This is a genomic window from Candidatus Enterococcus wittei (assembly GCF_002140175.1).
GTDB lineage: Bacteria > Bacillota > Bacilli > Lactobacillales > Enterococcaceae > Enterococcus_B > Enterococcus_B wittei.
Map to the genome: position 1 here is coordinate 353,869 of NZ_NGMO01000001.1, position 8,877 is coordinate 362,745.

Here is an 8,877-nt window from a genome sequence, read left to right on the forward strand (position 1 = left end):
TAATTTCATAGCTTCTCAAGTTCATTTTTTACTTATTCAACTATTTTTTTTAATTTCACAGACTCAAATATTTTCTAAAAAACATGATCCGCTAAACGGATAGTTGTATTAAGTTCTTCAATCTCAAAACTTTCTTCTTTCAACGCATCTTTGGATCCAATTTTCTCCGCAAAATTCATTTCGATATCTGGTCGATAAGATGGCTCAACTTGTCGTACAAAATGTAATTTATTGATACGCTCTTTTACTTGCTCGTAGTTTTTATCGTCTAAATAAAGAACAACATACTTCATTTTTCGTGATACATAGTGTAGCAATCCGAATTTTTTTAAATTTTTTACTTGTTTCAAGCTATAAACCCACACGATCAGTCCTCGACGTTTCGTGATTTCAAAATCATTTTTTTCCATTTCCATGACAATTACCTCCACATTTTGACTGGTTTCTTTCTTCAAAAAAAGGACTACCTGCATCAATTTTTATTTCATAAGAAACCGCTCGAGCAAGCTGCTGTACAATTGAATCGAGCATTTTTTGAAGTTCCGTTTCACTTAATCGAAAGGCAGCAACTTCCTTATTTAAATCTAATTGACGTTTTGCCATACGCACTGCTCGTTGTGATTCGCGAAATCCAGGTGCATAATTGCCATAAGGAAATAATTTCTCATAGGCTTCTTTTTTTACCAAAAAATCTTTTTTTAGTCGGACGACTTCATTAGATGTCATGATTTTTTGTTTTTTCATTTTATATTGTTTCATCTGGTCACTGTTTTTGATACGTTCAATCAAACAATAACATTGGTTTTCCAACGCAAACAACTCTTCATTAATGATCACTGCTTTTACTGGTCTCCTCTTTTTCCTGCATTAAGACTAACATATTTTCTTTTGAGAAAGCAATGCCTAACTGTGCCGATTTCTCATTTAAAAAACGATCATGGTAATAGGAATCACTATACAAAAGTAAAAAAGAAAATGTTGGATCAATCACAGGATGCATCATAATCCCTGTGGTTACTTGCACATGTTTGCTCTTAAGTAAATCATTCAATTCATCACTTGTTAAAGAAAATCGTGCAGTGGTCTGTCCTGTACTAAGTACATACTGCCACTCCGCTAACCGACTCTCAGATAGAACCTCTTCAGGATAGTTTAGGAAATGATCCAAAAGCAAATGTGCCTCAGCAGTAAACTCGATCGTTTGATCATAAACAGGGAGTTCATTTTTTTTTCTTAATCGGTTAAACAATTGAGTAACTACTTTTTCATTTGTTTGATTCACTTCTTCCCAATCCACTGCCATATCAGGTTGATAGTGAGGTAATCCTTCACCAAAAACTTGATAAGGTAATAATTTTAACAAACTATCTTTATTGAGATAGACAATGGCGAATAAGCCTCCCGTATTTTGGTCAAAAAACAAGATGGCAAACGTCCCATTGTCAAAGGCAATCAAAGGCCGATAATTCATATCTTCTTCCGTCAATTCAATTCCTACTTCAGTCTCTTGGTATTCAAAAGTAAAATTAGGGAAAATCGTTGTCAAATCTGTTAGGTCCTGCATGGACATTCCTAGCTTAAAAGGGGCTGCGCTTGTAGACGTTCCATTCAGTACCTTGATCGTTTCTATCTTGTTCCCATGAATCGTTGCTTCTAAAACCAATTGGTCTGCTGGTTGTTGATAATATCTGATTTCAAAACCAAAGCCGCTTGTTAACCGATCTTTAGGCTGACCAATTTCTTTTTCTAATTGATCAATCGATTGTCCAATGTATGTAGAAAAACCAGTAGCGATCAACTCCTGGTATTTCCAAGACGTCAGCTGATTTTGACTTCCCATCTGCTGGTCTTGAGTAGTACTTTTCAGTTGGGGTGGGAATAAAACGGGTTGTAGATAAAAAGCAGTAACAACTATTGTTAATATTAACATGAATAGACTTACACGTTTCATCTCACCCCTCCTGTCTTCTTTATTTTTCTGTTACTTCGATCAATAAGTCACCAGAAGAAATTGGATCTCCTGAAGTTACATAGAGATGGATAACTTCTCCATCAAATGGTGCTTCGATCGATGTTTCCATCTTCATTGCTTCAGTGATCATCAAGGTGTCTCCTTTTCTTACCATATCGCCTTTTTTCACTAATACATCTAATACCGACCCAGACATGGTAGCTCCGATTTGTTCACGATTCGTCGGTTCTGCTTTTCGCCTTGTTTGAACGGCACTAACGATGGAGGTATCTTTGATCATGATTTCTCTTCTTTGACCATTCAGGTTAAAGAACAGCACACGATTTCCTTCAATATCTGGCTCCCCGATTTCATCCAAACGAATTATCAGAATTTTCCCTTTTTCAATTTGGACATTGACTGTTTCACCTAAGCGGATTCCTTGGAAAAATGTTGGTGTATCAAGTAAAGTCACATCACCAAATTGATTATAGGCGTTTTGATAATCCAAAAATACTTGTGGATACATCAAATAACTCAAGACTTCCTCTTGTTTTGGCTCGTAACCAATTTTATTTGCTAATTCTGCTTTCACTTGCTCGAAATCTACAGGTTCTGCCAACAAACCGGGACGTTCAGTAAATGCTGGGCGGCCCTTCAAAATTATTTTTTGTAACTTCTCAGGAAAACCACCTACAGGTTGCCCCAATTCACCTTGGAAGAATGTTACCACTGATTCTGGGAAACTCAAGCTTTCCCCTTTTGCATAAATGTCTTCTTCAGTAAGATCATTTTGTACCATGAATAAGGCCATATCTCCCACTACTTTGGAAGAAGGAGTTACTTTCACGATATCTCCAAACATCAAGTTCACCGTATGATACATTTTCTTGATCTCATCCCAACGATGCCCTAGACCAACAGCTTTTGCTTGTTGTTGTAAATTTGAATATTGTCCGCCAGGCATTTCATGCATATAAACTTCTGTTTCCGGTGCATTCAAACCATTCTCAAATGGCTTGTAGTACATGCGGACATCTTCCCAATAGTGATTCAACTGTTGGACATTTTGAATCGTGATTTCTGGGACTCTTGGTCCATTGACTAAAGCATAATATAAACTGCTCATACTTGGTTGGCTTGTGTTTCCACTCATTGCACTCATCGCCACATCCACAATATCAACTCCAGCCTTGGTAGCTGCTGAATAGGTGATGATGCCATTTCCACTTGTATCATGTGTGTGTAGATGGATCGGTAAGTCGGTCGTATCTTTCAACTCACTGATTAAACGATAAGCTGCTTGTGGTTTAAGGAGACCTGCCATATCTTTAATCGCAATGATATGCGCACCAAGTTGCTCAAGTTCTTTTGCCATATCTTTATAATATTGAACATTATATTTTGCTCGACTTGGATCATTGATATCTCCTGTATAACAGATCGTTGCTTCCGCAATCTTCCCTGTATCACGTACCGCTTGGATACTTTTCTCCATCTGGGGAACCCAGTTCAAGCTATCAAATATGCGGAAAACATCGATTCCTTGAGCAGCAGCTTCTTTTACAAATTCTACTAGCACGTTGTCTGGATAATTGGAATACCCCACGGCATTTGATCCTCTAAACAACATTTGTAGTAAGGTATTTGGCATCAACGAACGGATTTTTCTCAATCTTTTCCACGGATCTTCATTCAAGAAACGATAAGCGACATCAAAAGTAGCGCCTCCCCACATCTCACTAGAGAAAAGTTCAGGGAGTCCTTCCCCTGTCAAACGTGCAATCTCTTTAAAATCTTTTGTTCGAACTCGAGTAGCAAGTAAACTTTGGTGGGCATCTCTGAATGTCGTATCAGTCAATAAGAGGTTGTCTTGTTGCTTGATCCATTCCACCAATCCCTCAGCTCCATTTGTGTCTAAAACGTTTTTAGCAGTCACAAATTCAGGTCGTTTAATTAATTCTTTTGGCATCCGAGGAGCATCATAGTAAGGTTTTTCACCGCGTTTTATTCCAGGGAAGCCATTGACTGTAATTTCACCGATGTATTTCATCGTTTTATTTCCGCGATCACGTAATCGTGGGAAAATAAATAATTCCGATGTATTATCGATAAAAGTGGTTTTCGCCAGACCAGATTGGAATTCTGGATGTAAGATCACATTTAACATAAACGGGATATTGGTTTTTATCCCTCGAATCCGGAATTCTCTTAGACAACGCTCCATCTTTTGAATAGCTGTTGTAAAATCAGCGGCATGTGTACAAACTTTTACTAGCAAGGAATCAAAGTAAGGAGTGACAACGTAACCTGCATACGCATTCCCTACGTCTAAACGTACTCCGAAACCACCAGGGGAACGGTACGTATCGATCTTTCCTGTATCTGGCAAGAAATGGTTCAATGGATCTTCTGTCGTGATTCGGCATTGGATAGCTGACCCATTGATCTTAATCTCACTTTGTTTTGGTAAACCGATTTCCGTGTGCAAATCTTTCCCTTGAGCAATCAGCAACTGTGTCGTCACGATGTCCACATCCGTGATCATTTCAGTGATTGTATGTTCCACTTGGACACGTGGATTGACTTCGATAAAATAGAATTCATCCTTTTCTACTAAAAACTCCACAGTACCAGCATTGACATAACCTACGTGCTTCATCAATTGGACCGCTGCTTCACAAATACGTTGTCGCTGTTGATCATCCACAGACACGCAAGGGGCAACTTCTACTACTTTTTGATGACGACGTTGGACAGAACAATCTCGTTCAAACAAGTGGATGATGTTCCCGTGCTTGTCTCCTAAAATTTGGACTTCGATATGTTTAGGGTTTGAAATATATTTTTCAACATAGACTTCATCACTTCCAAAAGCGGCTTTCGCCTCACTTTTTGCACGTTCATACCCTTCCCGAGCGCCTTTCTCATCATAAGCAACACGCATACCGCGACCACCGCCACCTAAAGCTGCTTTGATCATCACAGGATAACCGTATTGTTCAACAAATGCGAGTACCTCATTCACATCCTTGACCGGTCCATCCGTTCCAGGAATAGAGGCAATACCGGCTTCAATAGCCGCCGTTTTTGCTTTGATTTTATCTCCAAAAATATCAAGATGATGAAGTTCTGGTCCTACGAAAGTAATTCCTTCCTCTTGGCATCGTGTTGCAAAGTGCAAGTTTTCAGATAACAATCCATATCCAGGATGGATAGCATCTGCGCCACAAGCTTTTGCAATCTCTAGGATCCCTTCAATGTCGAGATACGCATCAATCGGTTTTTTCCCTTCTCCTACTAGATACGCTTCATCTGCTTTAAAGCGATGTACGGAATACTCATCTTCTTGTGCATAGATCCCCACTGTTTGAATCCCTAGCTCTGTACATGCACGAAATACCCGGACGGCAATTTCTCCTCTGTTAGCAACCAAAACTTTTCTCATCGAATCACTCCTACATCTTTTTTAGTTTAAACCTAAACTTTTACGTCTCTCATCTGCACTGATATTCAGGACGAATCCCACACAGATAGAAAGCATCAGTAAACTCGATCCACCTTGACTTAAAAACGGAAAGGTAATCCCTGTTAATGGGATGATCCCAGAGATTCCCCCAAGATTAATGAATACTTGAATCAAAAACATTGAACCAATACCAATACATAACAAGGAATTAAATGGATCCTTTGAGCGTATCCCTACTAAAATAATACGAGCAATCATGAACATGAGTAACGCTAAAATCAAAATACCCATGATAACGCCCAATTCTTCAACAACAATCGCATAGATAAAATCCGTTTGTGCTTCTTGTAAGAATCCCTTCTTTTGAATACTGTTTCCTAATCCACGACCGAATAATCCACCATTGAACATCGCATAGTAACCATTGACCATCTGATGCCCGTTATTCAACTCATCAGAGAACGGATTCTTGTAAATCTCAAATCGGTTATAAATATATTGTAAACGCCCTGGAAATAATTTCCCATGTGTCACATTGATTAGCCAAATGACGAAAGAACTAAAGAATATCCCACCGATACCAACGATCAAGGTATATAGATAATTTACTCCACTTGCCAATAATAATACGAGAATGATCAAAAAAATAACCGTTGCATTCCCAAAATCGGGTAAACTCGCAACTAGTACGGTTAAAGCCAAGACTAGAAGCAAAGGTCGCTTCACCGTCGCTATAAAATCTTTTTGTACGCTCATTTGTCGTTTTGACAAAGTAAATGCTAAGTACCAAATCGCAATGATTTTTAAATATTCTGCTGGTTGGATGGAAAACCCTGCAATTTCAAGCCAACCTTTTGCGCCATTTCTTTCTTCTCCGAAAAACAAGACAATCAAAAGTAAAATCGTCAACACTGCAATGGCAGCCATGATCAATCGATGGTTTTTCAATACATCTAGTTTCATTTTGTAGATGAGAGCGATAGCAATCAAGCTAAGCACCCAAAAAATACTTTGATTGATTACAGAAGAAGCTGGATTACTTCCATTCTCCAGTAAAAGATATGATGTTGAGCTATAGACCATGATCAAACCTAAAATACATAAGATTAAATAGGGGATCAAAATACTATAGTCTAATAAATGCCTTTTTTTAACTTTATTAGGCAAGTTTATTCCCCCTTGCCACTTTCTTTTTTGTCATAATTTTCTTGATAAACTTCACTGTATAAATAATTTAATTGTCGTTCTAATTCACTAAGCATCAGCTGACCTTCTTTTTTCTCGATAATCCCTACACGTACAGCAAACCCTACTTGTTGAGAAAAGCCATACATCTGTGTATCCACCACTTCTTCAAATGCTTTGCACTGTGAAATACAAAGACTGTTTTTCTGATTTTTGATCAATCTTTTAATCCGTTCCGCTTCATCCGTCAACACTTGAAGCGCAATCTCTCTTGACAGAGAATCCATTGGTATTTCCCTCCATTCTAAGTTTATTTATTATATCATACTTGTATTTGTATCGGGGCAAGAACCTAGATTTCTCAAGGCATTTTTTACTTTTAGATGGAGCGACTCGTTGCATGTTCTTCAGAAAATTTCTGGATGACGGATAAAAATATCTCTCCGTACTTATCTAGTTTACTTTGTCCTACTCCTTTAATTTGAAGTAACGCTAATCGGTCTTTCGGTCGGTTATGACTCATTTCCTTTAAAGTAGCATCAGAAAAAACAACGTAAGGTGGAACACCAGCATCAGCTGCTAGATCTGTTCGCAGTTCCCGTAAAGCATCAAATAAACGATCTGTCTCTTCCGTTGCCAACTGTTCGACTTTCTTGGGCTCTTTTTTGTAAACCTTGGTCTCACCCATCAAGACATGAACCCCTGCTTCACTGACTTTCAATACTGGATATTCTCCGCTAGTCGCAATCAGATATCCTCCAGAAATCAGATATTCGATCAACTGCAAAATTTCTTTTTGACCATGCTTTTTTAATAAACCATAGGTAGATAATTTTTCAAAACCTAATGTTTTGATTTTTTGATCTCTTGAACCTGCCAAGACTTTCATCAATAATTGCTTGCCGTAATTTTCACCCATACGTTTCAAACAAGACAAGACCATTTGTGCCTGTGTGGTTACTTCAACCAGTTCACGATCATCTAAGCAATTTCCACAACGCTCGCAAGACGCACTTTTTTCGCCAAAATAGGACAAAATATACTGTTGCAGACAAGTTTCAATGTACCCATATTCTGTCATCATTTTAATTTTATCGTATTCTTTTTGTTTCTGTGCTTCTTCTCGTTGGGATTGTTGAACAAAAAATTTTTGCACTTGGATATCTTGTGGTGCAAAAAGTAAAATGGCTTCACTAGGTAACCCATCACGTCCTGCACGACCGGCTTCTTGATAATAAGCTTCTAAAGACCCTGGAATTTGATAGTGGATCACAAAACGGATATTACTTTTATTGATCCCCATACCAAATGCATTCGTTGCTACCAAGAGCTGAAGTCGATCATAAAGAAACGCTTCTTGCATATCTGTACGTTCCTTTTCTGATAATCCACCATGATATCTACCAATTGAAAAACCAAATTTTTTCAGTAATTGGTATAATCGATCCACTTCTTTTCGTGTAGATGCATAGATAATCCCAGATTGATCCTTGTTTATTTTTAAATACTCTACTAAATACTGTTCTTTTTTTTGATCTTTGATTACTTGTAATCGCAAGTTTTCTCTTGCAAAACCTGTTTGGATATGATTGTTTTCAGGGATATTCAATAGTCTTTTTATATCTGATGCCACCTGAAGAGTAGCAGTGGCAGTAAGAGCCACGATAGTTGGACGGTTTGGTAAGGTTTCTAATACATTCGCCATCTGCAAATAACTTGGACGAAAGTCATGTCCCCACTGTGAGATACAGTGTGCCTCATCAATCGCAATCAAGGCAATACGCCACCGCTGCATAGCTTGTATGAAATCAGGCATGATAAACCGTTCAGGAGCAATGTACAGCAACTGATACTCCTCTGTGTCAAGTGAACGGAAACGTTGCGCAACTTCATACCCATCTAAAGAGCTATTGATAAATGTAGCAGAAATCCCTAACTGATTAGCCGCATCTACTTGGTCTTTCATCAATGAAATCAGTGGTGAAACGACAATTGTCACACCTGGCAAGGCTAAAGCTGGTAATTGATAACAAATCGATTTCCCACTTCCAGTGGGCATGATACCTAAAACATCTTCTTGATTCATGATCTTTTCAATGATCTCTTTTTGACCAGACCGAAAATGTTCATAACCAAAATGTTTTTTTAATAATTCATTCATCCATACCCTCCGTTCTAAAGATTTTCTGGCACTCATTACCAGTTGAGCTCTTCTTCTACTTCATACGTAAGCAAATGAGTATAATATCTCAAAAATCATTCTTTATTCCAA

7 protein-coding genes are annotated in these 8,877 nt (G+C 38.1%); all 7 read right to left on the reverse strand.

Annotated features, from left to right (window positions below; all coding sequences use genetic code 11):
- Positions 1-74 precede the first annotated feature (74 nt).
- Positions 75-416, reverse strand: a complete 342-nt coding sequence (locus A5844_RS01255; RefSeq protein ID WP_086283252.1) for a YlbG family protein — start codon at positions 414-416, stop codon at positions 75-77.
- The gene (locus A5844_RS01260) at positions 397-837 is read right to left on the reverse strand and encodes a YlbF/YmcA family competence regulator (protein WP_086283253.1); all 441 of its coding nucleotides are present in this window, start codon (positions 835-837) and stop codon (positions 397-399) included. Before A5844_RS01260 ends, A5844_RS01255 begins: the two co-directional genes overlap by 20 nt.
- A complete protein-coding gene (locus A5844_RS01265) occupies positions 827-1,951 on the reverse strand; it encodes a CAP-associated domain-containing protein (RefSeq protein ID WP_086283254.1) in 1,125 nt (374 codons plus the stop codon). The genes A5844_RS01260 and A5844_RS01265 overlap by 11 nt, the downstream gene beginning before the upstream one ends.
- Before the next feature lie 19 nt (positions 1,952-1,970).
- Positions 1,971-5,399: a pyruvate carboxylase gene (locus A5844_RS01270; protein ID WP_086283255.1), complete on the reverse strand. Its 3,429-nt coding sequence runs from the start codon at positions 5,397-5,399 to the stop codon at positions 1,971-1,973.
- Positions 5,400-5,420: 21 nt separating this feature from the next.
- Entirely contained in the window at positions 5,421-6,587 is a 1,167-nt protein-coding gene (locus A5844_RS01275) for an FtsW/RodA/SpoVE family cell cycle protein (protein WP_086283256.1), read from the reverse strand.
- A gap of 2 nt (positions 6,588-6,589) precedes the next feature.
- The gene (locus tag A5844_RS01280; protein ID WP_086283257.1) at positions 6,590-6,892 is read right to left on the reverse strand and encodes an Fpa/YlaN family protein; all 303 of its coding nucleotides are present in this window, start codon (positions 6,890-6,892) and stop codon (positions 6,590-6,592) included.
- A gap of 92 nt (positions 6,893-6,984) precedes the next feature.
- Positions 6,985-8,766 carry a DNA helicase RecQ gene (gene recQ / locus A5844_RS01285; RefSeq protein ID WP_086283258.1) on the reverse strand — a complete coding sequence of 594 codons (1,782 nt, stop codon included), beginning with the start codon at positions 8,764-8,766 and terminating at the stop codon, positions 6,985-6,987.
- Positions 8,767-8,877: the final 111 nt, after the last annotated feature.